Origin of the sequence: Tannerella sp., assembly GCF_052170195.1 — a bacterium.
Taxonomy (GTDB): domain Bacteria; phylum Bacteroidota; class Bacteroidia; order Bacteroidales; family Tannerellaceae; genus Tannerella.
Genome location: NZ_JBQNAZ010000019.1, coordinates 26355 through 52069 on the forward strand (window position 1 = coordinate 26355; position 25715 = coordinate 52069).

Sequence of the window (25715 nt, forward strand, 5' to 3'; positions counted from 1 at the left end):
TATAATTCATTCAATATTTATGCCGTTAAACTTACCTCCTAACTTACCGGCCATTGAGCTGTTGAAGAGAGAACGAATCTTCGTGATGGATTCGTTACGGGCAACGAAGCAGGATATTCGTCCGTTGCGTGTGATCGTGCTCAATCTGATGCCGTTGAAGGTTACAACGGAAACCGATCTCGTACGATTGCTCAGCAATTCGCCTTTGCAGATCGAGTTGGAGCTTATGAAGATCAAGGGACATACCCCGAAACATACTCCGATCGAGCATATGCGTGAGTTTTACAAGGACTTTGATGAGATGCGCGAGTGTTTCTACGACGGGATGATTATCACCGGCGCTCCTGTCGAGCAGATGCCTTTTGAGGCGGTTACCTACTGGAATGAGTTGACGCAGATTCTCGAATGGGCTCGGACACATGTCACTTCTACCTTATATATATGCTGGGCGGCCCAGGCGGCCTTGTATCATTTTTACGGAGTACCGAAGCATGACTTGCCCGCGAAGCAATTCGGTATTTTCCGTCACACCCTGAATGCTCCGTTTCTCTCCATTTTCCGGGGCTTTGACGATGAGTTCTACGTTCCCCACAGTCGCCACACGGAGGTGCGACGCGAAGATATCATGCAAGTTCGTGAGTTGAAAATCCTTTCCGAGAGTGAGGAAGCCGGTGTTTACATGATGATGGCACGCGGAGGACGCGAGTTCTTCATTACCGGTCACTCGGAGTATGCGCCCGATACGCTCGACGGCGAATATAAGCGCGATGTGGCCAAAGGATTACCTATTGAAAAGCCTGTCGGTTATTATACGGACGACGATCCGTCGAAGCCCCCCTTGGTGCGTTGGCGCGGGCATGCGAACTTGCTGTTTGCCAACTGGCTGAACTACTATGTCTATCAGGAGACTCCTTTTTGCGCTGCCGACATCGGCCGGCTCGGAGATTTGTCGTGCCCTAATGCCTGAATGATGATCGCTCAACCGATAGAATTACTTGCGCCGGCCAAAGACCTGCACTGTGGGAAGGAGGCTGTGCTTCACGGGGCCGATGCCGTATATATCGGTGCGCCGAAGTTCGGCGCGCGTGCGGCGGCCGGTAATTCGCTCGACGACATCCGTGCGCTGTGTGACTTTGCTCATATATATAATGTAAAGATTTACGTTGCTCTGAATACGATCCTTAGAGACGAGGAGTTGACGGATGCGGAACGGATGATCCATCGGCTTTATGATGCCGGTGCAGATGCTTTGATTGTGCAGGATATGGGGATTACACGTCTCGATATCCCGCCGATTCCGTTGCATGCAAGTACGCAGATGGATAACTGTACTCCTGAAAAAGTGGCGTTTCTCGGCCGTACCGGCTTCGAGCAGGTGGTGTTGGCGCGTGAGTTGACGCTCGAAGAGATACGAGAGATTGCCGCGCATGCCCCGAATGTGACGCTCGAAGCGTTTGTGCACGGTGCGTTGTGCGTCAGTTACAGTGGTCGCTGTTACCTGAGTCAGGCGCTTACGGGGCGCAGCGCCAATCGTGGTGCCTGCGCACAATGTTGTCGCCTGCCTTATACGATGGTTGATGCGGATGGCAAGACGATCGCATCCGGTAAGCACTTGCTTTCATTGCGCGATATGAACCGCTCGGACGATCTCGAAGCGATGCTGCATGCCGGCATTACGTCGTTCAAGATCGAGGGACGCCTGAAAGATATGTCGTATGTTAAGAACATCACGGCTTTTTACCGCCGCCGCTTAGATGCCATCATGGCCAAGCATCCGATGTTCTTCCGCGCTTCTGCCGGACGTTCGTCTTTCACGTTTGAACCATGTCCGGAGAAGAGTTTCAACCGGAGCTTTACGGGATATTTTCTGCACGGTCGGGAGGCGGAGATCACGTCGTTTGATACGCCTAAATCGATCGGTGAACCGGTCGGAACGGTGAAAGAGGTGCAGGGACGTTCGTTGACCGTATCGGGATTGAAGCCTTTACATAACGGCGACGGCCTTGTCTTCCTCAATGCACGGGGCGAGCTGGAAGGATTTCGCGTGAACCGAACGGAAGCTCATCGCATCTTTCCCGCTCAGATGCCGTCCGTAAGATCGAAGACGGTTCTATACCGCAATTTCGATCATGATTTCGAGGCGGTGCTGGCGAAGCCGTCGGCCGAACGTAAGATCAAGGTCACGATGGAATGGAGCGATTGTCCCGCAGGGTTTGCTTTGACGATAACGGACGAGACGGATGCTTGCGTAACCGTCGTTCGGCCGTTTGCGCATGAGTCGGCACGGAAGCCGCAGTCCGACAATATCCGCATGCAGTTATCGAAACTCGGAGAGACACCGTTCGAAGCCGAAGATATTACGGTGACGATGCGCGAAAACTATTTCGTGCCTTCATCGTTTTTGGGCGAGATGCGTCGCGAGGCGGTAGAAAAACTGCTCGCCGTGCGTCGGATTCGCTATCCCCGTCGGTATGCCAAGCGTCCGGTGTGCAATGAAACCGTTGCATTCCCTTCCACGACGCTCAATTATACGGCGAACATTTATAACGCACAAGCCGAAGCGTTTTATCGCCGGCACGGCGTGCAGCGGCTTGAGCGTGCATACGAAGAAAGACCGCTTGACGGCGTTCCGCTGATGTACACCAAACATTGCCTGCGTTACAGCATGGGGTGGTGTCCGGTGCATCACAAACGGAAATCGCCGTATAGAGAACCTTTCTATCTCAAATATAAAGACACCTCTTTAAGGCTTGAGTTCGATTGTCGGTGCTGCGAGATGCGGGTCATAAAGTAAGCGGGACGGAGAAGGATTGGGTTTTTCCGTTTCCTTTACTCCGTTACTTTCCCCAGAAATTTCCTGATATGTTCGACTGTCTCACCCCGGCGAGCCGTATAATCTGTCAGCTGGTCCTCTCCGATGCGACCGATCATGAAGTAACGAGATTCGGGATGTGCAAAATAGAAGCCTGCCACGGACGACGTGGGTGAGAGCGCTCCGTTCTCGGTGATGGCGATCCCGATGCGGTCGACTCCGATCAATCGGTCTAAACTGAATATCAATCCCTGATCGGGAAGGGAAGGGTATCCCACAGCCGGCCGGATGCCTCGATAATGGGCACGAAACATCTCGTCGACGGAAAGCTCTTCGTCCGGTACATATCCCCAATATTCACGACGCACTTTCGTATGCAGATATTCGGCGGATGCTTCGGCCAGCCGGTCGGAGAGAGTCTGGAGCAACATCAGGTGATAGCTGTCTTCTTCCTGTTCATACCGTGCACGCAACTCTTCCATGCAATCGCCTGCCGTTACCGCAAATACGCCGACATAATCGTTCCGTCCTTCCGAAGCCGGCATGACATAATCGGCTAATGAGAGGCACTGTCCTTTGTCGTTCGGCAACTGTTGGCGCAAGACAGGGATAACTGTGTCGGCAATGCGGATGTTGTCGCCTTCGCTTACCGATGGAAAAATCTCATAAAGAGCCTTACAGCAAGCGTTTCCTGCTATCAGCCGCTTCAAGAGAGCCTGTGCATCGTTATAGAGTTTAAGCGCTTCTTTCGCCTTGGCACGTTCCGCCTCCGGACGTTTTTCGAGCCACGCAGCACGGCATGCCGGGCAGTCATGCAGTTGCATCAGATCGTCGTAACGGCCGGTTATCCTCCATGCCGTAAAGAGGAATACCCAGTTGATGTACGGCACAATTTCGGCCACAGGGATGGCGAGCAGCTGTAAGCCTTTTTTCTTCGGTTCGGCAGGCGTATAGTTCGCCCAATCCGTCTGTAAATTGAGCTTCTGTGCCTCGGCATACGGCAAGAGGGGTTTTACCTCCTCGTTCGATTTGGCTTGACGCAGACGCTCGTATTCATCCGTCAGTTCACTCACATAGGCATCATGCGTGGCGGGGTTGAGCAGCTTGGCGGCAATCAGCGGATTTTGCGAGGCATCAACGACATGAATCACGGGATGGTCGTAATGCGGTGCTATTTTCAGTGCGGTATGCAGCTTCGAGGTGGTGGCGCCACCAATCATAATCGGGGTAGAGAAGCCGGCCTTCTGCATCTCGTCGGTTACGTGTACCATCTCTTCGAGCGACGGGGTAATCAGTCCCGACAGGCAGAGCAGGTCGGGCTTTTCGTTACGTACCGTTTCGATGATTTTTTCCGCCGGCACCATCACGCCGAGGTCGATCACTTCGTAATTATTACATGTCAGTACAATAGAGACGATGTTTTTGCCGATGTCGTGCACATCGCCTTTAACGGTGGCAAAGACGACCTTGCCGGCTTTGGCCGCACCGGACGATGTTTTTTGCGCTTCGATGGCCGGCTGAAGGATGGAGACGGCTTTCTTCATCGTGCGTGCCGTTTTCACGACTTGTGGCAGGAACATTTTTCCCGCACCGAACAGCTCGCCGACGCGGTTCATCCCGTTCATCAGCGGCCCGTCGATAATGGCAACGGCTTGTCCGTACCGTTGCAGAGCTTCTTCCAGGTCTGTTTCAAGGAAATCGCCGATCCCTTTCAGCAACGCGTATTCGAGTCGTTCGTCGAGCGACCGGTCGCGCCATGCGTCATGTGTCTTTTCCTGCTCGCCGGAGGCCTGCTCGATATGACTCTGTGCATAGGCAATCAGTTCTTCGGCCGCCTCGGGACGACGTGCCAAGATCACATCTTCGAGGAGGTTCCGGAACGATGGTTCAATATCTTCATACGTGACCGATGCCGACGGGTTCACGATCCCCATATCCATACCTTCGCGAATGGCGTGATAGAGAAAGACGGAGTGCATGGCTTCGCGCACATAGTTGTTTCCGCGGAATGAGAACGAGAGGTTACTTACGCCGCCACTTACCTTCGCTCCGGGCAGATGTTTTTTGATCCATTTTACAGAGCGGATAAAGTCGAGACCGTAGCCGTTATGCTCGGGCATACCGGTCGCGATAGCCAGCACGTTCGGATCGAAGATGATGTCCTGTGGAGGAAACCCGATTTTTTCGGTCAGCAGACGGTAAGCGCGTTCACAGACTTCGATTTTGCGTTCGAAAACGTCTGCCTGTCCCTGCTCGTCGAACGCCATCACAACGGTTGCCGCCCCTAATTGCCGTATCCTCGCGGCACGTATCAGAAACTCTTCTTCTCCTTCTTTTAGACTGATGGAGTTGACGATGCTTTTACCCTGCACACACATAAGCCCTTCTTCGATGACTTGCCATTTAGATGAATCGATCATCACGGGCACACGTGAGATGTCGGGCTCGGAGGCGATCAGGTTGAGGAATGTTTTTATCTCTTCTACGGCATCGAGCAGTCCGTCGTCCATGTTGATGTCGAGCACTTGCGCGCCGTCTTCAACCTGTTTGCGGGCGATGGTTAGCGCCTCTTCGTAATTCTTCTCCTTGATCAGGCGGAGGAACTTGCGTGAACCGGCCACGTTACAGCGTTCGCCGATATTCAGGAAGTTGTTTTCCGGCCTGACTTCCAACAGTTCGAGTCCGGAGAGCCAAAGCGCATCCGGTGGAGGTACGGGCATGTGCGGACGTGCATGGAGGATGAGTTCGGAATATTGGGTAATATGCTCGGGGGTTGTCCCGCAACATCCCCCGACGATATTTACCAGTCCCTCGTCGATGAAGTCTTTGATTTGCGCAGCCATCTTCTCCGGGGTCTCGTCGTATCGTCCGAACTGGTTGGGCAAACCGGCGTTTGGATAAGCGCTGATAAAGTACGGGGCAATGTCGCCCAGCTCTTTGAGGTACGGTTTCATATCGGCTGCTCCGAATGAGCAGTTTAGCCCGATACTCATCAGCGGAATATGCTGGACGGAGGCCAGAAAAGCAGCGAGTGTTTGACCGGACAACGTACGTCCTCCCTGTCCGGACAAAGTCAGAGAGAGCATGATGGGACGTTCCCGGTTTGGGGTGCGCATCACGTCCAATGCAGCTTCGAGGCCGGCTTTTACGTTCAGCGTATCGAACGTTGTTTCAAAGAGGATGAGGTCTACACCACCGTCGATCAGCGCCTCTACCTGTTCATGGTAGGCTCGGAACAAATCCATGTATGAGACGGCTCGGAAAGCCGGATCACTCACGTCGGGGCTCATCGAGGCGGTTTTATTTGTCGGTCCGAGCGATCCGGCCACGAAAATGGAACGTTCGGGATGTTCGTTCATGTAGTCGTCGGCCAGTTGGCGTGTGAGCCGTCCGGCTGCGAGATTCATCTCACGCACGAGAGAGGTCATGCCATAGTCTTCCATCGAAATGGCGTTAGCATTAAACGTATTGGTGGTGAAGATGTCGGCGCCCGCGTCAAGGTATTGCCGATGTATCGAACGGATGACTTCGGGGCGCGTGATGTTGAGCAGGTCGTTATTGCCTTTGAGCGCTCCGGGGAAATCGGCAAACTGTTCGCCACGGTAATCCGCTTCGGTCAGTTTAAAGCCTTGTATCATCGTCCCCATCCCTCCGTCGAGGATCAGGATGCGCTCGTCAAGTAATTGTTGTATCGTTTTTTTCGTCATGAATATACTGTATTTTGAAGTATGCAAAAGTACGGAATTTAAAAATTATCGTGTACATTTGTCCGAAAATAACATCCGTCGATGAAAAAAGGAGCGAAAAGTTTCACGTTTTATGCGTTGATGATTTTGGTTTTCGGGTCGTTGATGTATGTCGTCATCCGCGAAGGCGAAAGCCATCAGAGGGTGACGGAGGCGGTTGTGCAGGCGGATGCGCCGAAGAATCTGGCCGAGGGGTTTACCGTTTTTCTGCAACTGGTGTCTGAGCATGTTCACTCTTCGTTCGGATTGTTGTTGCTGCAAATCATTGTCATTCTGATTACATGCCGCATTGTCGGAGTGCTTTTCAAGAAGATCGGACAGCCGATGGTGATCGGTGAGATTTTGGCGGGAATCATTCTGGGGCCGTCTGTGCTCGGGCATTTCGCACCAGAGTTTTCACAGTTCCTGTTTCCCAAAGAATCGTTATCGAACATTAACCTGTTCAGTCAGTTCGGACTGATGCTTTTCATGTACACCATCGGGATGGAATTAGACATGGGGGTGGTACGCAAGAAATTGCGGGAGACGATGATGATCAGTTATACGTGCATGTTGATGTCGTTCTTCCTCGGCATGCTGGCCGCCTATCTTGTCTATGACCGGTATGCCGATCAGCATACGCCTTTTTTGCCTTTTGCCCTGTTTGTCGGCATCACGATGAGTATTACGGCTTTTCCAGTGCTGGCACGCATCATTCAGGAGCATCGTCTGACGCGTACGCATTTGGGCACGGTGGCGCTGGCCAGCGCAGCCAATGGCGATGTTACGGCGTGGTGTCTGCTGGCTATCGTGGTGGCAGTTGCACAGGCCGGTACGATGCTGAGCGCAGTTTATAATATCGTTTCTGCAGCCGTGTACATCCTGATGATGTTTACTGTTGTACGTCCGCTGTTGCGGATGGTCGGCAACTTGTATCATAACAAGGAGGTGGTGAGTAAACCGCTCGTGATGCTGATGTTCCTGCTCTTGCTGATGTCTTCTTATCTAACCGAAATCTTGGGTCTGCATGCGCTGTTCGGCGCCTTTGTCACAGGATTGGTAATGCCGGAGAATTTGCGTTTCCGGAAAATTATGACGGAAAAGGTCGAAGATGTATCACTTGTGCTGTTCCTTCCGCTGTTTTTCGCATCGACAGGGTTGCGAACCGAAATCGGGCTGATTGATTCGCCCGACATGTGGCTGACCTGCCTGCTCTTCATCGCTTTCTCGACTGTTGGAAAGTTCGGCGGCGCGTTGCTTTCGGCACGATTTGAGAACGAAAGCTGGAAAAATAGTTTCTCGCTCGGAGCGTTGATGAACACACACGGACTGATGGAGCTGATTGCGCTTACCATCGGATATGAGATGAAAATCCTCCCGTCCCCCATCTTCGTGATGTTAATTTTGATGACGCTTGTCACCACGTTTATGACGACTCCGCTCCTGAAGTTCATCCATCTTTGCTTCCGCACGGGTGAGAAGATCAAACAGCAACGGATGGAGCAGTTTAAAGAAGGGCGGTTTAAGGTGCTGCTCTCTTTCGGGCGGGCAAGCAACGGACAGATTATGCTTGATGTGGCGCATCAGATGTTCTCGCAGGGTAAGGACAAACTTGATCTGACGGCATTGCACCTGACGGTCGGGGCGGATATCAACCCGCTGCATACCGATAATTTTGAGCGTGTCAGTTTCGGTCCCATCCTCTACGAGGCGCGCAAACTGAATATGCAGATACATACGCGTTACGAAGTGGCGGATCATGCGAGCGAATCCATCGTCCGTATCGTCAATGACGAGCCGTTCGACTTCCTGCTTGTGGGCGCCGGTATCTCGATGAGCAACCTCTCGTCCGATATGGATGCGCGGAGTATCCAAAAGTCGTTCTTCGGAATCTTCAAGAAACTCAAAGTGCAAGACCTGTTCTCGCCCGGATCGCTGATTCACGATAAAACGAAGGAATTCATTGAGCGGAGTCACTCGTCGGTGGGGGTCTTCATCAACCGAGGGTTCGTACAGGCGAACCATATCCTGATCCTGATCAATTCGTCGGACGATCTGATCTTGCTCGACTACGTGCGCGTGTTGCTGCGGTCGACGCATGGCACAGTCAGCCTTCTGAACCGGACGAATTTCGTCTCCGACCCAAGCGACCACATCGTCCGTACCCTGACTGATTTCACGAACGAGACGGAGAACGCGCACATACTGCCCGAAAAGAACGTGATGAGCGAATCGTTCAGCGATCATGATTTTATGCTCGTCAGCTATACGGCGTGGAACATTATTTCGGAAGAATGCAAAGACGCCCTTCAGGATATGCCCTCCACACTGATCATTAACCATCGGGAGAAGGAGTAAACGCGCGTTCCTGCGACCAAATAGTTTTATGTGAAAGAAACAACGGCGTTCCCAAGGTGCAAGTAAAATCGGGGGAAGGCGTTGACGGCATACGCGGGCGATACGTTGTTCCGTGTCATGAAACAGGCGGCTGTATCGCTTGTCGCCGGAATTCGGCACAAACGACGGCAGCGGCGACTGCCACATTCAATGATTCCGCACATTCGTGTCCTTCGGGGAAGTTGGGGATAAAAAGTCGTTCGTTAATCTGCGCCTCGACAGCCGGCCGAATGCCGTTCCCTTCATTACCCATAACGAGAATACCGTTAGGCGACAATTTCTTCCGATACAGGTTCTCACCGTCGAGGAACGTGCCGTAACACGGTGTCCGGTATTGCTTAAGGTATTCGACGAGATCGGCATAGTGGATCTGCACACGAGCCAATGCTCCCATCGTAGCCTGTACGGCCTTCGGCCCGAAAGCGTCGGCCGTATCCGTACTGCAAACGACGTGTGCGATACCGAACCAGTCAGCCATCCGGATAATCGTGCCCAGATTGCCGGGGTCTTGAATACCGTCGAGGGCAAGGATGAGTTGTGAGTTTGGATCAGCTTCGTCGAGCCGGTATGTGGGTCGGCTGAAAACGGCCAGTACATCCTGAGGTGTCTTTAGCAGACTAATCTTACGCATTTCGTCGTCACGGACTTCGATTACTTCGCCGATACATAAGTCAGGTTGTGCCTCGACCCACGACGAGCGGGCTGCCATCCATTCGCATTCGAAAACCTTCATCAAGTCTGCCACCAGCTTGTTACCCTCTGCCACAAACAATTGTTGCGCATCCCGGTACTTCTTCATCTCCAGCGCACGTACCTGTTTAATTCTTGCTTTACTCAACATGCCGCATCATTTTTAGGAACTCAAAAGTACGTCAAATAATTTATTTCGCGTACATTTGTGCTGCTAAAAGACGATATGAGCCGATATGTCCGCCTGATTCTGTGTATAAGCCTTGTTGCATGTTGCTGGTCGTGCAGCACGACAAAGTATGTGGGTCAAGATGAATACCTGCTGGATAAAGTGGACATTTCGGTCGATGACAGCCGCGTGAAAGCTGACGACCTCAGATCGTATCTCCGTCAACAACCCAATTATAAAGTGTTCGGTATCTTGAAATGGCCGCTGTATGTCTATAGTTGGTCGGGACGAAACGAAAAGCAATGGTTCAACAAACTGTTGCGTCGCATCGGAGAGCCGCCTGAGATTCTTGACACAACCCTTGTCGGACAGTCGCATAAAGAACTTCACCGGTACATGATCAATAAAGGGTTCATACACGCCGACGTTCATTACGCCATTGATACATCTGAACGTAAAAAAGCGACTGTGCGTTATGCGATCACTGCCGGCGAACCTTACCGCATCCGCGAGTATCGCACGCAGGTGAACGATGCGCGTATCGACAGTATCATCCACCTCAAAGCACCGAAGGTATCGTGGCTGAAGGGGGTGTTCCGTTTAGCTCCCGAAGAATATACGCCATTGGTACAGTCCGGCAGTCTCTTCGATCGGGACGTGCTCGATCAGGAGCGGCAACGTCTTACCAACCTGCTGCGCCAACACGGATATTATGCCTTTAATCGCGATTATCTTTATTTCTGGGCAGACAGTGCACACAATCAACAATTCGTCGACCTCGATTTGCATATCAAACCTTTCCGTCCGGTCATGTCCTCCGATTCGATTAAAGAGCGTCCTCACCGGCGTTATTACATCGATAAGGTAAGTGTCGTGACGGGTTATGATCCGTTAGCACCCGAACATACACGCATCGCACCGGTCGACTCCGTATGGAAACGTGGCGTATGGATTTACCACAACTCTAAAAAACATCGTCTGCGATCGGGTGTTCTTGCACGCCGCTCCTACCTTTTGCCCGGACAGCTGTACAGCGATCGCAATATGGAACTGACATACTCCGCGTTTGCCAATCTGGGAGCCTTGCGCCACGTCAATATCCGCTATGACGAACGCGAGGAAAACGACACACTCAAACTCGACTGTACCATCCTTACCGCTCCGGCCCAAACGCAAGGTTTCGGTATCGAAATAGAAGGAACCAACTCGAGCGGTGATCTGGGCTTCGCATCGAGCCTGAACTATCAACATCGTAATCTGTTCGGTGGCTCGGAGCTCTTTACGGCTAAAGTACGGGGAGCTTATGAAGCGCTATCGGGCGGGAACAGTCAGGCCGGATGGGGGAGCTATTGGGAATTTGCCGGCGAAGCATCCATGCTTTTTCCTACATTCGTTTTTCCGTTTACAAGTTACGACTTCCGTCGAAAAGTGCGTGCCACAACCGAATTTAAATTCAGCTACGACCAGCAACGACGACCGGAATACCGGCGCGCCATCCTTTCCGGAGGCTGGAACTATATCTGGCAGAACCGGACGAATAATCTGGCCCGTCATACGTTTAAACTGCTCGACGTAGACTATATCTATATGCTCTATATCGATACGGCATTCTGGAATATCCTGCCGGAAATCACGGCCAAATACAACTATTCCGACCTGTTCATCGTCAGCTCCGGGTACACTTACTCGTTCAACAACTACGACCCGATGAAACGCGGGCGAAGTACTTACTCTTTGCGTCTTTCCCTCGAACTGGCCGGAAATACTCTGTACGGATTGTCGAACTTGTTAAATACGGAAAAAGATGCCGATGGCCGTTACAAACTCTTCGGCACACATTATTCGCAATTCGTCAAAGGCGATATCGATTTTGCACGAAGCCTGACGATCGACAATCGCAACTCTTTCGCCTTCCACCTCGGTGCCGGCATCGGTTATCCTTATGGAAACAGCAAGGAACTGCCTTTCACCCGTCGGTATTTTGCCGGCGGTGCGAACAGTAACCGCGGCTGGTCGGTACGTTCGCTGGGGCCCGGAAGCATGCCTATCACGGATGCTACGACGTTCGTGAATCAAGTGGGCGACCTTCGCCTCGACGCGAATCTGGAATATCGAAGCAAACTGTTTTGGAAATTTGAGCTGGCCGCCTATATCGATGCGGGTAACATCTGGACTATCCGCAAATACGATTATCAGCCTCAAGGGAATTTCGACTTTACCCGCTTTTATAAAGAGGTCGCTCTCTCGTACGGATTAGGAGTGCGACTCGACTTCGATTACTTTCTGATTCGTCTTGATACAGGAATGAAAGCCTACAACCCGCAGGAAATCGGTCATCGCAAATGGGCAATTACTCGCCCCAACTTGACTGATCAGTTCGCATGGCATTTCGCCGTCGGATATCCGTTCTGATTCCTTAAATAAAAAGAAAAAAACAAGCATTTATTCTTTAAGTTCCTAAGTGTATTGTTTTTTTATTATTTTTGCATCGTATAAAGACAAAAATATGAGCATATACCATTTACAGAATGCATGGAAAAACTTCCGGATTTTCTTCCTGTTTATTGGCATGGCAGGATGTGAAGTGCACACCTCCGATCTGATTGAGATCGATGAACATGGGAACAGAATCAATAATAACGGAATTCATATCGAGACATCCCTGCTTAGCGTCGGTATGAAAGCGTATGCTCTCGACTCCGTTTACACCGAATTGATGCTGGAACAACAGAAAACAGGGAGAGTAAAGATCGTGGGATTTCGTAAGGGAATGATTGGTGAAGACCAAAAGCAAATCTCGTGGGATAAGAAACATCCGCACATCCGGTATGGATATGATTATACGTACTACGATAAATCATACGAGTATAAAATCCTGTCGCTCGAAGATCACGGATTTGTTGAAGATATGGAAGTCTGGAAAGACAGCAATTTGTATGTTCAATTAAAATATCATTATGATCAGGGCGGGTATTTATCGAAGGTCGAGATCTTAAACAAGCGGTCAGTCGTTCTTTTTCAGTATGATTATCTGAATGCCAAAAAACGTTCGAACAGCATTACTATCATCGAAGAGCCGGAAGGGCGTTATTATACGGTTCAGCTTTCGTCCCGAAAGATCGAGAATAAAGGTTATGTCTGCAATGTACTGCGCTATGCCGGATCACCGTTGACTAACGAGGTGATCATCAATCCGGATCTGTATTATCTGGGCATTTACGGTACTCCGGTGAAGTACCTTCCGGATGTTCCGATCGAGAGCGGTTCATACAGAGATGCAAAAGGAGATGTACAAGGGGTCTACTCTCGTGTGGGACCTTGCCAATATTTCTACGAAGATCAAGATGAAAAGCATTAGAAAGCGTGACTTTGCTTAGTGGAAAGAACCACGATTTTTATTCACTTAAGTTGAAACTACAGCATAGATATTTTCGATCGAAAAATTTCGTTTCCTGAGAGTTTTTATTACCTTTGCCGACTGACAACAAACCAGATAAGAGAAACGTCGTTATTACGGAATACAACGCATGGAGTACCGTGGCGGTCGATGCGGGAAAAGAGGCAAGGAATATGGAATATAAAACATTAGTCCGCTTGGAGGACGTGACGTTGTGCATGGAAGAGAATATCGTTTTGCGCAACGTGTCGTTGACGCTGCACAACGGTGAATTTGTTTATGTCATCGGCAAGGTCGGTTCGGGGAAGAGCAGCCTGCTGAAGGCTTTGTACAGCGAGATTCCCGTCTGGGAAGGCGAGGCGACGGTCATGGGCTACGACTTGTGCAACATGCGACGCCGCGACATCCCTTATTTGCGTCGCAAGCTGGGCATCGTCTTTCAGGATTTTCAGTTACTGACCGATCGATCGGTATTCAAGAATCTGGAGTTCGTATTAAAAGTTACCGGCTGGTGCAGAAAAGAAGAAATTGCCGGACGCATTCAGGAGGTGCTCGAGCAGGTGGGCATTCCGAACAAAGGATACAAGATGCCTCACGAGTTATCGGGAGGAGAACAGCAGCGCGTGGCGATTGCCCGGGCATTGTTGAACACGCCGGAGATTATTCTGGCCGATGAGCCGACGGGCAACCTCGATCCCGAGACGAGCGGACAGATCGTACAGCTCCTGCACGACATCTGCAAACGGGGCACGGCGGTGATTATGACGACCCATAATTACAACATCGTGGAGCGTTTCCCCGCGCGTGTCGTCAAATGCGAGCAGGCAGGGCTGCACGACATTGCGAGTCCGCAAGAGAATGCCATCATTCGGAAATGAATTATATCAACAAATAACAGCAAAATACACGACGCAAATGAACGTTTTAAAATTCGGCGGCACATCCGTCGGTTCGGCGCAGCGGATCAAAGACGTTGCCCGATTAATCTGCGACGGGACTCCCAAGATCGTCGTTCTGTCGGCCATGTCGGGTACGACCGATTCGCTGGTCGAGATCGCGGATTATCTCTATAAAAAGAACCCCGACGGCGCCAACGAAGTCATCAATACCCTTTCGCTCAAATATACTGCAGTCATCGACGAACTGTATCGCACCGCGCCGTACAGGCAGCGGGCGAAAGAGCTTGTGGCGTTGCACTTCGACGAGATTCGCTCGCTGATCAAAGACCTGTTTACCATGTTTGAAGAGAAGGTGATTCTGGCGCAGGGCGAGTTAATGTCGACCGGAATGATGAACCTTTATCTTGAGGAGCAGGGCGTCCGATCCATCCTGCTTCCCGCGCTCGATTACATGCGTACAGACAAGAACACAGACCCCGACCCGATCTATATCCGGGAGAAACTGAACGGCTTGCTCGAGCAATATCCCGACGTGAACCTGTTTATCACGCAGGGATACATCTGCCGCAATGCCTACGGAGAGATCGACAACCTGCAACGGGGCGGCAGCGATTACACCGCCTCGCTCGTAGGGGCGGCGATTCATGCCGGAGAAATTCAGATCTGGACGGATATCGACGGGATGCATAACAACGACCCGCGTATGGTGGAACATACGGCGCCCGTGCATCAGTTGCACTTCGACGAGGCGGCCGAGCTGGCGTACTTCGGCGCCAAAATCCTGCATCCCACGTGTATTTTGCCGGCCAAGCAGAATAACATTCCCGTGCGACTGCTCAACACGCTTCAGCCCGACGCGCCGGGTACGACGATCTCGAACGTGACGGAGAAAGGCAAAATCAAGGCCGTCGCCGCCAAAGACCATATCACCGCCATCAAGATCAAAAGCGGGCGAATGCTGCTGGCCACCGGTTTCATGCGTAAAGTGTTCGAGACGTTCGAGAATCACCGCACACCCATCGACGTGGTAACAACCTCGGAGGTCGGGGTGTCCGTAACGATCGACAGCACGAAACATCTGGAAGAGATCGTAGACGATCTGAAAAAATATGGTACCGTGACGGTCGATCGAGACCTTGTCATCGTTTGCGTAGTCGGCGATCTGGAGTGGGACAATGTCGGGTTCGAGGCCCGGATCATCCATGCCCTCAAGGATATCCCCGTCCGGATGATTTCGTATGGCGGAAGCAACTATAACGTCTCGCTGATCATCAAGGCCTCGGACAAGCAACGGGCGTTGCAGGCGCTGAGCGATCATCTGTTCAACGAAAACGCACCGGAGGCGTGATTTCCCGGCAGAGGAGGCGTAGCATGATCAAAGGAGTTTTCCCGGTAAAGCAGTTTCGGCAGCAGGACACACCGTTTTATTATTACGATATGGCTTTGCTCCGGAAGACGCTCGACGCGCTGACGGCAGAGACCGAAAAATACGGATATCATCAGCATTACGCCGTCAAGGCCAACGCCAACCCGCATATCCTGTCGGCTATCGCGGCGCGCGGGTTCGGCGCCGACTGCGTGAGCGGCGGAGAGATCGAAGCGGCGCTGGCGTGCGGCTTCCTGGCGTCGAAAATTGTCTTTGCCGGTGTGGGAAAGGCCGACTGGGAGATCCGGCTGGGGCTGGAACACGACATCGCATGCTTCAACGTCGAATCGTTGGCCGAGCTGAGGGTCATCGACGAGCTGGCGGCCGAACGGAAGCAGACGGCGAGGGTGGCCTTGCGGGTCAATCCCGATATCGACGCCCATACGCATGCCAAAATCACGACCGGTTTGCAGGAGAACAAGTTCGGCATCAACCTGAGCTTGCTGCCCGGCGTCTTCGCCGGGATGCGCGGCATGAAACATGTTCGTTTCACAGGGCTGCATTTTCATATCGGTTCGCAGATCACGGACATGTCGGCGTTTCGCGATGTGTGCATCCGCAGTAACGATTTGCAGGACGAGCTGGAAGCGCAGGGTATTACGGTCGGCAATGTGAACTTCGGAGGCGGCCTCGGTATCGACTATCATCATCCGAATCATCTCGATGTGCCCGATTTTGAAAGCTATTTCGCGGTGTTTCACAAACTCGTTCGCCGTCGTCCCGGACAACAGATTCATTTCGAGCTGGGGCGGGCGGTCGTCGGACAGTGCGGCTCGCTGATCTCGCGGGTGCTGTATGTGAAAGAGGGCGAGACGAAGAAGTTCGCCGTGCTCGATGCCGGTTTCACCGAGTTGCTGCGCCCGGCTTTTTACGACGCCTACCACCGTATCGAAAATATCACGAGCGAGGGGAAGACGGAGCGTTACGACGTAGTCGGCCCCGTTTGCGAATCGTCCGACGTATTCGGCAAAGAGGTTGAACTGAACGAAGTGCGTCGTAACGACCTGATCGCGTTCCGTTCGGCGGGAGCATACGGCGAAGTGATGGCCATGCGGTACAATGGCCGGCCGTTGCCGAAAGCCTTTTTCTCCGACCGTTTGCCTTGAGGATATACACCGGGGCAAAGTGTTCGGAAAGTTCCGACACCTTGCCCAAGTACTTTTTTCTGCTTTCGGAAAGTTCCGACACCTTCCCAAGGAATATTTTCTGCTTTCGGAAAGTTCCGAAATCTTGCCGATGAACATTTTCATGCTTTCGGAAGGTTCCGACACCTTGCCCAAGTACTTTTTTATACTTTCGGAAAGTTCCGACACCTTGCCCAAGTACATTTTCATGCTTTCGGAAAGTTCCGACACCTTCCCAATGTACATTTTCATACTTTCAGAAGGTTCTGAACTGTTTTGCGTGTACTTTTTTGCCGTTTCATCCGTCAGGCTGATTGTTCGATACGCACAGGCAACGGGGAATACAAAAGAAAGGATGCCCTTCACCATACGGAAGAAGCATCCTTTACACACTATTATTCAAAGGGGGTTATCGATCAATAGGTGCGTTCCAGCAGCCATGCGTCCTGAAAGTTGGGGAAGAACTTCGCCCGTATGGCGTCGCGGCTCTTCTCCGCTTCCTTGCGTGTCTCGTGACTGGTCAGAATGACCCGCAGCATGCCTTGTTCGTTCTCGCCCAAAACCGGCATATATCCTTCATTTTGCATCCGCTCTTTCAACGAGTAAGCATTCGTCTTATTCTTGAAGCTGCCGATTACGACGCTGTAGAGTTTGATTCCTTCGGGATTCTCGCCGGATATCGGAGTAATCTTCTCCTGACGGGTAGCCGTCGAGGTTTTTGCTTTCGTCACCGGTGTAATCTGCTCTTCGACCGGCTCCGAGTTCGTCATCTCACGCTCTTTAGCCTGCTCGTAAGCAGCTTTGTATGCGCTTTGTTTCGATTTGCAGGAGACACAACACATCATCACCACGCAAAGAGCCATGCTTAACAATCCTAACTTTTTCATATCGGTTTATGGTAAAATTGATGTTGCAAAGATATAAATAAATTTGAATTCAGGCTTTAGATGCTGCTTTTTATTTCAGTTCGCGGATACGGATATTCCGGAATTTCACGGGCGATCCGTGTCCCAGAAAGCCGATATGGCCGGATTTGTTGAACAGTCCCGGATGGGCCTTGCCGTCCATCGTGCCGTTCTTCGCAGCCTCTTTCAGGTCGCCATCCACGATGACTTCGCCGTTGAGGGTGACTTTGATGCGGTTGCCGTCTGCCACGATCTCTTCCGTGTTCCATTCGCCCGTGGGCTTGAGGAATCCGCGGCGCGCGGGGATGACGCCGTACACCGATCCGTGATACTGATATTCGTGCAGGTCGCGATAGACCGGATGTTCACTGTCGAGTACCTGAATCTCCATGCCGACATAAGCGGCGTCGCCTTCCATGGGTGTGCGGATGCCGACGCCGTTGTTGGCCGCCGGCGTCAGCTGAAATTCGAAACGATAGACGAAGTTCGCATATTCTTTTTTCGTGTACAGATTACCGCCGAATTTCGTATCGCCGGCTACGGAGATGCAGCCGTCTTCAATCGTATAGTCGACCAGATTGCCTGTCCACTCGTGCATGTTCGTTCCGTCGAAAAGGATCTGAAAGCCTTCCTTTTCTTCTTCGGCCGAAAGGCGGAACGGCTCCGGACGATGCAGTTCCTTTACGTAGATGTTACGGTAGTATACTTTGCTGCCGTGCGCCTGCAATTCGATCTGTTCAAGCGCGGGGACGGGCTGCGAGCGATCCCAGTAGTTTTCCATCACGACATTATCGACGACGAGGATACCGTTCAGTTTGACGGTCACGCGGTCGCCCACCATTTTAATGTACATCGTGTTCCATTCGCCCAGCTTGTTGTCTGCCACAGTGAGCGGTTTGCTCGGATGCGTCTGGTTGTTATACAGTCCGCCCGATCCGACTTGCGCACCGACGTCGACACGCGACGTATCCCACATCTGTACTTGCGGCGTGCCGCGCAGATAGATGCCGGCATCGGGTTCCTTGCCGTCGGGGTCGAGCATCCAGTCCACGTACATCTCGAAGTCGCCGTATGGTTTCTCGGTACAGATATTGTCGTAACCCGTTCCGTCGAAGACGAGCAGGCCGTTTTCCACTTTCCAGTCGCGACGCATGGCCTCATCGGCTTTGGCTTGTTGTTTGGCCAACTCGGCCGGTTTCATCTTTGCGCGGCTGACCGGATTTCCGACGAGCCCTTTCCATCCGGTCAGGTCTTTGCCGTTGAAGAGCGGAACGAAGCTCTGTGTTTTCGGCATCTCGTCAAGATGCTTGCGGATGGACTGACGCTGATAGTCGGCGTCGGGGTTGCTCAGTGATGCGGCGGCCTGCCTGAGCAGATTTTCCACCACCTCGCCGGTATATTCCGGATGGTCGAGCGCGATATTCATAACGGCTATGGCCGAAGTTTCTTTCAAGGCGGGTTCATTCATATACTCTCCGGCGCAAAGGAGCGCGAAATACGTGCCCGTTTTGCCCATCAACGAGATCATCCGGCGTTTCTCGGCGTCGGTCTTTGCCAGCTCCAGCGCCTTGCGCAGGTATATCATACGGTTCTCGCCCGTCATGGCGGGGTTCGAGGCCAGCTTCACATAACCGGCCAGCGCCCGGGTGAAATAATCCGAGGCCGAAGCGTCACGACAGATGTCTATCAGCGGAGTGGCGGCCTCGATGTCGTTCCAGTGAAGCAGCGCATCGAAAGCGGCTTCTTTGGCTGCGCCGATGTTTTCGCCGAATCCTTTCACGATCATGTCCAGCGCGCGTTTGTCGCCGGTAGCTGCCAGCGGTGTATAGTAGAGGTGGCTCTTGCCTGCTCCGGCATTGAGCAGTCGGCGCGATAGCGTTTCAAACTGTTGCGAGGCCGTCTGCGACGATAACGCCGAGATAAGCGCCTGCTGTACAGCCTCTACTCCCGAGGGCTCGACCGTTTCGAGCATGCCGCACAGATTCGTGATATCTTTTTCGCCCACGACATCCCTGAGTGCGGCGAATGCGGCCGTTTTTACTTCGGGTGAGGGCGATTGGGTCAGCTCCAACACATTGTTCAGGAAAGCGGTGGCTTTACGTGTGGACAGCAGCTCGAGGGTGGCGATTTTGCCTCTGTCCGAGGCCGACGGTATTGTTTTGACTACTGCCGGCGCGATATCGCCATGAGGGGGCATGGCCTGAAATGAGCGCAACGCCTGTTGCCCGAGTTTGATCAGATTCGTGTCGCTGCTTGCTAAAAGCGAGGCTAACGGGGCGATCGATTGCGAGTTGCCCAGCTCGACCAAGACCATCGCGGCCGCTTCTTTTACCGGGAATACGGGACTGTTCAACAACTTCTGAAGCGTTTGAATGCCGGTTGTCTCGATACCCGTTTCAACCGTATTGAGCATGTTGCGCTTCGTGGCGGACGCCTGTGCTTCGCAACGCATCCAGTTCAGGATATCGGTCTGTAATTCCGGTTTCATTTTGGGCAGCGCCTTGATGAGATGGGTGTATAATGCTTTGTCGGCAAAGCGCGAGGAGGCTCGCAACGCCTCGCAACGGTACTCCCTCGACGGGTCTTTCAGCGCGTCGTTCAGTATCCTGAGGCCGCCTTTGTAGTCGGCCGCCCGCATGATGGCCTGCATCGCAGCGATGTGGATACCGGTCTGTCCGGCATTCGTCGATTTCTTGAGGAGATCGGCCGCCGCTTTCACCCCTTCTTTGACATCGCCCTGCGCAATGACGCGGTTTATAAGGCGGATATACGCTTCGCCGGCACCGGTCTTCTCCATCGTATAGCCGGCTTTCCGGGCTGCCGCGGCCAGCTCGGGCAGCGAGGCTTTTGTCCCTACTTTGCTCAGTGTTTCAAAGAGTACCTTCAGGGTCTCCGGCTGATTCGTGTTCAGCAAGGCCTTCAACAGCGGTTCCGTACCGGCTGCGGGGACACGTCCCAATGCCTGAATGATGTTCCGTTCGGCTTCCTGCGACCGCGCGCTGCGGCTCTTCAAGGCTGCCTGCAGAGCCTGTGCGGCCGATTCGCTGCCGATGGCGGCAAGTGCCTGTGCGGCCGGCGCGCTCAACGCGTCGTCGGCCAGATAGCTTGACAACTTATCGACACAGGCGTCCGAACCGATATGTTCCAGCAAACGGATCGTAAAAGCTCTCGTTTCGCGGTCGTTCGTCTGATCCAGCGCCTTCAGACACGCATGTTCCATCGCGGTACGGGTAGCGGCCTGATCGGGGCCCATCACATAATTAGCCCATCCGTCCAGGGCATATTCCACAGCGATGTTATTGCCTTTGCCCGAAGGATCGAACCTTTTCAGCAGGCTTAATACGCCTTCTTCACCGGTGGCGGTCAGTTCGTGCATCAGCCGGTTGTAGTCGGTTTGTTGGTGTGCGGGCATCTGCGCCAGCACATCGGCGATGACCGTTTGCGTCGCCCGGTTGGCCGGGGTCTGTGCCGTCAGGCTTCCTGCATATAACGCCAGTGCACTGCTCAATATAATAAAGTACTTTCTCATTGATTTCATAGTTGATGATTATTTAAATTCATGAAAGGAACGCAGCCGTTCGCATCCGGAAGGATGGATGTCTGCATGCGCCCGACTTTCTCTGTTAGATGTTCCATGGCGCCCGCATCGGCTGGTCAAGTAACCGGTTGGCCTCTTCGTCGTTGATAAACTCAAGTTTTGCAGGGTCGAAGTGCAGGGTCCGGTTTAACCGGAGCGCTACGGCGCCCAGATTGACGATCGTCGACGAGCGGAAACCGTTGCGTTCGTTCAGCGCGAACGGCTGACGCGTCTTCACACACTCGATGAAATCGGTCTGTTGCGGAGCCGGTTCGGGATAATCGGCCAGTTTCTTCTCCCAGTTCGGGATATCACATACGAAATTCTTATATACGTTGCCGTTCGGTCCGGTGATGTAAGGCGTATCGGGGTTGCCGTAGTTGCCTCCCCAGAGCACGATCTGGCAGCCGTCTTCGTAAGTATAGGTGATCGATCGCCATGTACCGACGGCGTCGTGGTGTTGCTGCGGTGCATCCACTTCAACTTTGACGGGGCTGGTGTCGTCTTTCATCAGGAAATATTGCACGGGATCGATATAATGCTGTCCCATATCGCCGAGTCCTCCTCCATCGTAGTCCCAGTATCCGCGGAACGTCTGATGCACGCGGTGCGCATTGTACGGTTTATAAGGAGCCGGGCCGAGCCAGAAATCGTAATCGAGCTCCGACGGTACGGGCTGCGGTTCCAATGCTTCCTTGCCCACCCAATAAAATTTCCAGTCGAAGCCGGTATATTTGCTGATCGTTACTTTCAACGGCCATCCGAGCATGCCGCTTGCGATCAGTTTCTTCAACGGCTTCACCGGCGTGCCGAGACCGTAGAACGGATCGGAAAAACGGAACCAGGTGTTCAGGCGGAAAATCCGGCCGTATTGTTTCACCGCCTCCATCACGCGCTTCCCTTCGCCGATGGTACGTGTCATCGGCTTCTCACACCAGATGTCTTTACCGGCCTTCGCTGCTTCGACGGCCATGATGCCATGCCAGTGCGGAGGGGTGGCAATATGCACGATGTCTACATTCGGGTCGGTAATCAGTTCGCGAAAATCATGATACGCCGCGATCTTGTCGGTCACCAGAGCTTTTCCCAGCTCCAAGTGATTTTTGTCTACATCGCAGACCGCCACAAGGCGTGTGCCTGCATAACTGAGATGTCCGCGCCCCATGCTTCCGGTACCGATAATCCCTTTGGTCAACTGGTCGCTCGGCGCAATAAATCCTTTCCCCAACACGTTGCGGGGCACGATAGTGAAAAGTGCCGCACCGCCCAGAGTCTTCAGAAAATTCCGTCTGTTTGTTCCCATAGATAAATTGTATGATTAGAAAGTTCAATTCATTTATTTTTTCGGCTGACAAATCTACAAAAAAAATGTGGTGATTAAGCCGGAGCATTTTTCTCTTTGCAAAAAATAACGTGCCTGCCAATCGGTTTGTGCTCGTCATTTCTCTAAATTCGGTCTTGTTCCTGCTTTCTGAAGGAGTTCAAACCAATGTCAAATACATTTCGGAGACATCAACCCGAATTTGCGCTAAATGGCTGCATGAAACAGGTAAATTGACTAACTTTGCCGGAACATTACACTCCGGCAAAGTCGTTTTCTTCGGAACACGCTTTTTTGAATTGATCAATGATAAAACATAAATATATGAATAAACATCTTCTTCCGAAAGCCGGTCTGTTGACCGCTTCGGCCCTTACGCTGGCCTCGTTGCAGGCGCAAGAGAACGAACGGCCGAATATCGTATTGATTTATGCTGACGATATCGGGTTCGGCGACTTCTCATGCTACGGTGCTATCCGCGTTCAAACACCTCATACCGATGCGCTCGCAGACAACGGCGTGCGATTCACCAATGCGCACTCGGCTGCCGCCACCAGCACTCCTTCGCGCTACGGTCTCTTTACCGGAGAATACCCGTGGCGCAGAAAAGGCACGGGGATTGCCGCGGGCGATGCCGCGCTGATCATCCGTCCCGACCGGCTGACGCTGCCCAAAATACTCCGTCAGGCCGGATACACTACCGGAGCCGTAGGCAAATGGCATCTGGGGATGGGCGCCGAGAACGGCAAACAGAACTGGAACGAGCGAGTAGCTCCCGGACCGGCCGAGGTGGGATTCGATTACTCGTACATCATGGCGGCTACGGGCGACCGTGTGCCGTGTGTTTACATGGAGAACCAGCGTGCCGTCAACCTCGATCCCAACGACCCGATCTCCGTCAGCTATACACAGAACTTCGAGGGCGAGCCTACCGGAAAAGAAAATCCCGAACTGCTGACGAAGCTGAAGCCCAGCCCTGATCACGGGCACAACCAGAGCATTGTGAACGGCATTTCGCGCATCGGCTACATGAAAGGCGGAAAGGCGGCGCTGTGGGAAGACGAGAATATTGCCGACAGCATCACGGTGCACGCCGTGCGCTTCATCGAGAAGAACAAAGATCGTCCGTTCTTCCTCTATTTCGGGACAAACGATGTGCATGTGCCGCGTTTCCCGCACCCTCGTTTCCGCGGTAAGACCGATATGGGACATCGCGGCGATGCCATCGTGCAGTTCGACTGGTCGGTGGGCGAGGTTGTGCGGGCATTGAAAGAGGCGGGTATCTTTGAGCGTACACTGATCATCCTTTCAAGCGATAACGGCCCTGTAGTAGACGACGGTTATGCCGATGAGGCCGTTGCACGTCTCAAGAATCACAAGCCATGGGGCCCGTTCCGTGGCGGAAAATACAGTACGTTTGAAGCCGGAACGCGTGTGCCGTTTATCGTACACTGGCCCGAACGGGTGAAAGCCGCCACGTCGCCCGCGCTGGTTTCGCAAATCGATATGACGGCCACGCTGGCCCGTCTTGTCGGGGCGAAAAACATCGCGGATATTCCTGCCGACAGTCGCGACCAGCTATCTGTATGGTTAGGCAAAGACCAGAAAGGAAGGGAATATGTGATCGGTGCCGGCGCGTCGCTGACGGTGTTAACGCCGGAATGGAAATACATCGAGCCAAGTCAGGCTTCACCCTACAATGTGCTGACAAATACCGAGCTGGGCAATCATCCCGAAGAGCAGCTTTACCATATTGCGACCGACCGAGGCGAATACGACAACATAGCGAAGGAGAAGCCTGAAATCGTCGGCGAAATGAAAACGATTCTCGAAAAAGAGAAAAGCAAAGGCGTGGGAATGGAACTGTAAGCGACGAGAAGTATTTCTCGTGTGTTTTTTTAATGTGATTGAGGAGGAGGACTGTCGGGAGGACCATCCTCCTTTTTTAGTTCCGGATAGAAGGAACTGAATCGGACGCGAGCTTTAGTATCGGCGAAATGTATACGTCGTGTCGCCGGCATGCAGTATCAGCCGCCGGCCGTCGATGTAATCGACAGTAAAAGTACGCCGGGCGTTAGGCCAGTCGGTATGCGGGAGGAAATCCTTGACCAGAATCGTATAATTCGTCAGCTCTAATTTCAACGTATGCTCTTCGGGTTGCACCTTATACCCGTAGGTGTAGAAGTAATCGTTCGAAAGAGGACGGTATATCTGATACATGAACAGCGATTCGGATTGGAAGTTATACCATACGGTATCGACCTGTGCGATGCTCCCTTGTGTCTCGACGGTTTGCAATTGCCATTTACCCATCAGCCGGTCACTGATCTCGTGCCGGCATGCCACACATAGCCATGCGATGAGCAGCATCCAGATGCCTCGTTTCATTCCTCTCATGTTCTGTTTCTTTTTCTTTACGCCGACAAAGGTACAAGACTCTTTTCGTTTGCCCAAACAGTCCGTGTATAGTCTTTGTACAGGAAAGAATACAGAGAATGGAAGATCGTATAGGAGAAGGCATGCAGGTTGAAAATAGATGAAAAGAGCCGTCCCGGAAATGAGACGGCTCTTTTTGTACACCTTTCTTTCCGTCCTTTTACGGAATCACCACTTTTTGTCGGGCTAAGCCTTCGATGCTAACGATGTATATGCCCTGTGCTAACGGAATAGAAGTTTGTCCTTCGGCAATCCGAGCCCGATGAACCAACTGTCCGGTGAGCGAATAGATCTGTACGTCCGTTGCTTTTGTCGTACGAATCTGAAGCGTACCCTCTTCCGCACGGATAGCGTAGCCGTGATCGATCGATATGTTCGAGACGGGACTCACACCGGAAAGTTGAATGTTCAACGGCTCGGTCACTTTCGGGAAGACGAGTGTTACCGTTCCGTCTTCATTATGAGTGATGCGGATACCGCCTTGTTCCTCATCCCGTTTCTTTGAATTTGTCTTTACCTGAATGTATTTCAGACTGTAACCATCGGCCGGGGTGAGCGTCATCGTAAAGTCCTTCTGGCTTTTTGTGTAGTGAAGACCTTGACCCGGATACGTTGTTATGTTCGGATATGTACCGATGATGACTGAATGGATGAGGTCCATAGAGTGGATATTCGGATGATATTCGTATGCTCCCATATCTACCACATCGTCGTAGATTCTATCTAGACTGCCCAGATCAATTACGAGCGCTTGGGTGTACTGTGCTTTAAGCGGGCTGAACAGCACGGTCGAGGTACGGTTGCGAAGGCCTGAAAGCACGAACGGGTTGTAGCCTG

The 25715-nt window shown here is 52.4% G+C and carries 16 protein-coding genes; 9 read left to right on the forward strand and 7 right to left on the reverse strand.

What is annotated here, in order from left to right; all coding sequences use genetic code 11:
* The first annotated feature begins 19 nt into the window (after positions 1 to 19).
* The gene (metA, locus tag ACTTKA_RS06925; RefSeq protein ID WP_442724458.1) at positions 20 to 967 is read left to right on the forward strand and encodes a homoserine O-acetyltransferase MetA; all 948 of its coding nucleotides are present in this window, start codon (positions 20 to 22) and stop codon (positions 965 to 967) included.
* On the forward strand, positions 968 to 2794 hold the full coding sequence (locus ACTTKA_RS06930; protein ID WP_442724459.1) for a peptidase U32 family protein: 1827 nt from the start codon (positions 968 to 970) through the stop codon (positions 2792 to 2794).
* 35 nt (positions 2795 to 2829) lie between these two features.
* Here ACTTKA_RS06930 and metH read toward each other — a convergent pair whose 3' ends face one another.
* Positions 2830 to 6519 (reverse strand): methionine synthase, encoded by a 3690-nt coding sequence (gene metH, locus ACTTKA_RS06935; RefSeq protein ID WP_442724460.1) that lies wholly within the window; start codon positions 6517 to 6519, stop codon positions 2830 to 2832.
* A gap of 81 nt (positions 6520 to 6600) precedes the next feature.
* Between metH and ACTTKA_RS06940 the strand changes: the two genes are divergently transcribed.
* Positions 6601 to 8895 carry a cation:proton antiporter gene (locus ACTTKA_RS06940; protein ID WP_442724461.1) on the forward strand — a complete coding sequence of 765 codons (2295 nt, stop codon included), beginning with the start codon at positions 6601 to 6603 and terminating at the stop codon, positions 8893 to 8895.
* Between the two features lie 115 nt (positions 8896 to 9010).
* Here ACTTKA_RS06940 and ACTTKA_RS06945 read toward each other — a convergent pair whose 3' ends face one another.
* Entirely contained in the window at positions 9011 to 9775 is a 765-nt protein-coding gene (locus ACTTKA_RS06945; RefSeq protein ID WP_442724462.1) for an RNA methyltransferase, read from the reverse strand.
* Positions 9776 to 9850: 75 nt separating this feature from the next.
* On the opposite strand from ACTTKA_RS06945, the gene tamL reads away from it, so the two are divergent.
* The 5 genes from tamL to lysA all read left to right on the forward strand — a co-directional run bounded on the left by tamL (position 9851) and on the right by lysA (position 16621).
* Positions 9851 to 12205 carry a translocation and assembly module lipoprotein TamL gene (gene tamL, locus ACTTKA_RS06950; RefSeq protein WP_442724463.1) on the forward strand — a complete coding sequence of 785 codons (2355 nt, stop codon included), beginning with the start codon at positions 9851 to 9853 and terminating at the stop codon, positions 12203 to 12205.
* 94 nt (positions 12206 to 12299) lie between these two features.
* Entirely contained in the window at positions 12300 to 13151 is an 852-nt protein-coding gene (locus ACTTKA_RS06955; protein ID WP_442724464.1) for a hypothetical protein, read from the forward strand.
* Between the two features lie 212 nt (positions 13152 to 13363).
* Positions 13364 to 14068: a cell division ATP-binding protein FtsE gene (locus ACTTKA_RS06960; RefSeq protein ID WP_442724465.1), complete on the forward strand. Its 705-nt coding sequence runs from the start codon at positions 13364 to 13366 to the stop codon at positions 14066 to 14068.
* 37 nt (positions 14069 to 14105) lie between these two features.
* A complete protein-coding gene (locus tag ACTTKA_RS06965; RefSeq protein ID WP_442713973.1) occupies positions 14106 to 15437 on the forward strand; it encodes an aspartate kinase in 1332 nt (443 codons plus the stop codon).
* Between the two features lie 23 nt (positions 15438 to 15460).
* A complete protein-coding gene (gene lysA, locus ACTTKA_RS06970) occupies positions 15461 to 16621 on the forward strand; it encodes a diaminopimelate decarboxylase (RefSeq protein ID WP_442724466.1) in 1161 nt (386 codons plus the stop codon).
* Positions 16622 to 17055: 434 nt separating this feature from the next.
* On the opposite strand, the gene ACTTKA_RS06975 is transcribed toward lysA, so the two are convergent.
* The 3 genes from ACTTKA_RS06975 to ACTTKA_RS06985 form a co-directional block, all read right to left on the reverse strand.
* On the reverse strand, positions 17056 to 17526 hold the full coding sequence (locus tag ACTTKA_RS06975; RefSeq protein ID WP_314748890.1) for an SPOR domain-containing protein: 471 nt from the start codon (positions 17524 to 17526) through the stop codon (positions 17056 to 17058).
* Positions 17527 to 17596: 70 nt separating this feature from the next.
* Positions 17597 to 21073 (reverse strand): family 16 glycoside hydrolase, encoded by a 3477-nt coding sequence (locus tag ACTTKA_RS06980; RefSeq protein ID WP_442724467.1) that lies wholly within the window; start codon positions 21071 to 21073, stop codon positions 17597 to 17599.
* Between the two features lie 94 nt (positions 21074 to 21167).
* Entirely contained in the window at positions 21168 to 22424 is a 1257-nt protein-coding gene (locus ACTTKA_RS06985) for a Gfo/Idh/MocA family oxidoreductase (protein ID WP_442724468.1), read from the reverse strand.
* Positions 22425 to 22766: 342 nt separating this feature from the next.
* Between ACTTKA_RS06985 and ACTTKA_RS06990 the strand changes: the two genes are divergently transcribed.
* Positions 22767 to 24311: a sulfatase family protein gene (locus ACTTKA_RS06990; RefSeq protein ID WP_442724469.1), complete on the forward strand. Its 1545-nt coding sequence runs from the start codon at positions 22767 to 22769 to the stop codon at positions 24309 to 24311.
* A 114-nt stretch (positions 24312 to 24425) separates the two neighbouring features.
* On the opposite strand, the gene ACTTKA_RS06995 is transcribed toward ACTTKA_RS06990, so the two are convergent.
* Both ACTTKA_RS06995 and ACTTKA_RS07000 read right to left on the reverse strand, forming a co-directional pair.
* Positions 24426 to 24839, reverse strand: a complete 414-nt coding sequence (locus ACTTKA_RS06995) for a lipocalin-like domain-containing protein (protein ID WP_442724470.1) — start codon at positions 24837 to 24839, stop codon at positions 24426 to 24428.
* A gap of 199 nt (positions 24840 to 25038) precedes the next feature.
* Positions 25039 to 25715: DUF6383 domain-containing protein (locus tag ACTTKA_RS07000; protein ID WP_442724471.1), on the reverse strand; the 677-nt coding region annotated here is incomplete at its 5' end.

What these genes read in the sequence shown, in the direction of transcription:
- metA (WP_442724458.1), top strand. Translation starts at nt 20, where the DNA reads ATGCCGTTAAACTTACCTCCTAACTTACCGGCCATTGAGCTGTTGAAG.
- ACTTKA_RS06930 (WP_442724459.1), top strand. Translation starts at nt 968, where the DNA reads ATGATGATCGCTCAACCGATAGAATTACTTGCGCCGGCCAAAGACCTG.
- metH (WP_442724460.1), bottom strand. Translation starts at nt 6,519, where the DNA reads ATGACGAAAAAAACGATACAACAATTACTTGACGAGCGCATCCTGATC.
- ACTTKA_RS06940 (WP_442724461.1), top strand. Translation starts at nt 6,601, where the DNA reads ATGAAAAAAGGAGCGAAAAGTTTCACGTTTTATGCGTTGATGATTTTG.
- ACTTKA_RS06945 (WP_442724462.1), bottom strand. Translation starts at nt 9,775, where the DNA reads ATGTTGAGTAAAGCAAGAATTAAACAGGTACGTGCGCTGGAGATGAAG.
- tamL (WP_442724463.1), top strand. Translation starts at nt 9,851, where the DNA reads ATGAGCCGATATGTCCGCCTGATTCTGTGTATAAGCCTTGTTGCATGT.
- ACTTKA_RS06955 (WP_442724464.1), top strand. Translation starts at nt 12,300, where the DNA reads ATGAGCATATACCATTTACAGAATGCATGGAAAAACTTCCGGATTTTC.
- ACTTKA_RS06960 (WP_442724465.1), top strand. Translation starts at nt 13,364, where the DNA reads ATGGAATATAAAACATTAGTCCGCTTGGAGGACGTGACGTTGTGCATG.
- ACTTKA_RS06965 (WP_442713973.1), top strand. Translation starts at nt 14,106, where the DNA reads ATGAACGTTTTAAAATTCGGCGGCACATCCGTCGGTTCGGCGCAGCGG.
- lysA (WP_442724466.1), top strand. Translation starts at nt 15,461, where the DNA reads ATGATCAAAGGAGTTTTCCCGGTAAAGCAGTTTCGGCAGCAGGACACA.
- ACTTKA_RS06975 (WP_314748890.1), bottom strand. Translation starts at nt 17,526, where the DNA reads ATGAAAAAGTTAGGATTGTTAAGCATGGCTCTTTGCGTGGTGATGATG.
- ACTTKA_RS06980 (WP_442724467.1), bottom strand. Translation starts at nt 21,073, where the DNA reads ATGAGAAAGTACTTTATTATATTGAGCAGTGCACTGGCGTTATATGCA.
- ACTTKA_RS06985 (WP_442724468.1), bottom strand. Translation starts at nt 22,424, where the DNA reads ATGGGAACAAACAGACGGAATTTTCTGAAGACTCTGGGCGGTGCGGCA.
- ACTTKA_RS06990 (WP_442724469.1), top strand. Translation starts at nt 22,767, where the DNA reads ATGAATAAACATCTTCTTCCGAAAGCCGGTCTGTTGACCGCTTCGGCC.
- ACTTKA_RS06995 (WP_442724470.1), bottom strand. Translation starts at nt 24,839, where the DNA reads ATGAGAGGAATGAAACGAGGCATCTGGATGCTGCTCATCGCATGGCTA.